Annotated in this window: 1 protein-coding gene and 1 pseudogene; both read right to left on the reverse strand. The window is 53.9% G+C overall.

Annotated features, from left to right (window positions below):
* Window positions 1–15: 15 nt before the first annotated feature.
* Entirely contained in the window at window positions 16–270 is a 255-nt protein-coding gene (locus ACOI1H_RS24985; protein ID WP_422440971.1) for a hypothetical protein, read from the reverse strand.
* A 793-nt stretch (window positions 271–1,063) separates the two neighbouring features.
* A pseudogene (locus ACOI1H_RS24990) lies at window positions 1,064–1,908 on the reverse strand (urea carboxylase-associated family protein).
* Window positions 1,909–2,334: the final 426 nt, after the last annotated feature.

The raw sequence follows: 2,334 nt of genomic DNA on the forward strand, positions 1-2,334 counted from the left end.
GCTCCACAATCCAATTCAATGACTTAAAGAAATACCTCGAGCTTTACACTCTTTGATCAGTGATTTTGAGCTCGCAGCCAGGTCTTGCGCAAAATTCAGTTTTTGCCGATCATCGTCAAGAAAGTCTCTGTCGAAGTCTTTCGTCAAGTGAACGGACACGTAACTCTTCTGGTCGAATTCTTCGGTGCTGAAGTACCAGCTTTTCTTGTATCCAACGATTTCCGTGAAGCGGCTCATCGCCCACTGCAATTGATCCTTCAGCTGTTTCATTTCCGATTCCGATTCAGCCGGAAAGTAGTAGGAAACTGTGAGCTCCCAAACGTTAACTTGAACCCGCATGTTTAGCTGTTCGCCGAATGCATGAACAGTGTACAGGGCCGAATTGCCACCCGATACTTTCTGAATACTGATGGTCGTAGGAGACTTGGCCAGATCTTTGCCAATCTTCCTTTTACTGGGATGAGACTTTTTTTCCAGTCCGAGACGGCGGGATTTGGGAAGTCAATCAACAACAGAGTTCTCGGAAGAACGCGACAAAGAAACAAGTTTGTCTTGTGTTGCAGTCCAGATATACCTGCATCTTTAGACGAATAAAAGACAACCAACGTAAATGCCAGGCCGGATGCAGATACCTGCGCAAGAGACATCGCGACAAGCAGCCACGTTTCCTTCTCCGTATCCAGATAGTGCCACGTGACAAGGAGCGACATGACCAAAGTGATTGAAAGTGCGCCAATGGAGAGAACGCGGACCCATATGGGCGTGTATATAAAGTTTTTATTTTCCATAACTTGCCGCCGAAACTGATCGATTCCTATTTGACTTGTGCTCTATGGATCGCGATCCTCAGGCTCAAATGTCTCATGTTCTGGCAAAGGGTTGTCAACGCTTCTTGTGCCTCCCGTTTGCGGTCGTGAGCCTGATCCTTATGGTGTCGAGTAAGACATCCTTCGCCAGAGACGCTGCATCTGTTCGCAAATTTCTGGCAGCAGTCCTGAACGATTTGGCCGACAGGCCAGCGGATTGGAGTGGTGGCTATTAACCTTGGCAAAGGATGTATTTCTCACCGTCCGTGACTCCGGTCATAGCCATTTGGCCGCGGCCCTTGCCAACCAGCCAGCGTGTCAGTTGGTGTCTCGAACACCTCGACCAGCAATGGATAGCACGCTGCGCGATCGGAGGAATGTTCGGCAGAGCAGTCCCCCCGGGACAGGCCGAGAGCGCGCCAAGCAGCGGCACTTCGGCGAAGAACTCAAGGAAATCGCCGGGCCGAACGGGGCTGGCCTTCATGAAGTATTGCCCCGTGTCCTGAGTGAAGCCGGTGCACATGAAAACGTTGAGGACGTCATGAACGTGCGGCTCTGCTTCCTTCAAGGACAGCCCTGTCGCATCCGCCAGCGCGCGGGTCAGGTTTGAATGGCAGCAATGATGGTACTGATCCCCGGACAGCAGATGATGCGTGTAGGGATCACAGCGGGTGCCGATCACGTCATGGACAGACGCTCCGAAAGAGTCCTTGCCGTACCAGTCCAGCGAGTCCGCAACGAGAGTCGCCATCGGACGCAATGCAGGAAACGAAGACCAGAGCCTGTGACCGGTGGTGACATGGGTGCCGTGCATGGCGCGGGTTTTGCCGGAATAGAACCGCTCGGAAAGATCTTCGGCATGCCACAGGTTCAGGTCACCCACCTGTGGGCCATCCACGGACGAGATGCGAAAGAACCCTCCCGCCGGCACCGTGAACGTCGCCGCCTCTCGTGCTGGCACCAAGACCTCATCGGTTTTCACGGCATGCTCTCGAAACCTAGCATAGGCGTCCAGATCGGGCTGCGGCAGGGTTTCAACCGGATAGCAAATCACAGGTTTTGCGGCATGCCGTGCCTCGGCGTCCATGGGTTTTTTCATCATCTCTCTCGAGGTTTCAGTCGACATTCCGGAAGCGCCACCCGCCAATGCCAAGTTTGTCCGTTTCCGCCGGGGGATCAAGTGCCTCAGGTGCCCGGCAGATGCGGCGGTGTTGCATCGGAGGCTGTTTGCAAATGTCGAGTAAACCGAGAAGGCGCTCGGCTGACCGCCGTGCCGGACGTGGGCGTGGTTGTCAGCGGGCATGGTGGATAGATGGCGATGATGCTGAGGTGCGCGAACGGCTCGAGGCTGTGCTGGAAGATTAGGCGGGGGTGGCAGCATGAGGATATCGCTTCGTATCCATCATCAAACTACGTGGAGTCGGGCGGGCTCAGGAAGTGCCCGGTAACTAAACCTAAGACAGTAGCTCAACCTAAATTAGTTGGGCCAATATCGAATTGGATACTGGACGTGTTTCATCGCTTCATT

It is taken from the genome of Loktanella sp. DJP18 (genome assembly GCF_049310965.1).
Taxonomy (GTDB): domain Bacteria; phylum Pseudomonadota; class Alphaproteobacteria; order Rhodobacterales; family Rhodobacteraceae; genus Loktanella.

What these genes read in the sequence shown, in the direction of transcription:
- ACOI1H_RS24985 (WP_422440971.1), bottom strand. Translation starts at nt 270, where the DNA reads ATGAAACAGCTGAAGGATCAATTGCAGTGGGCGATGAGCCGCTTCACG.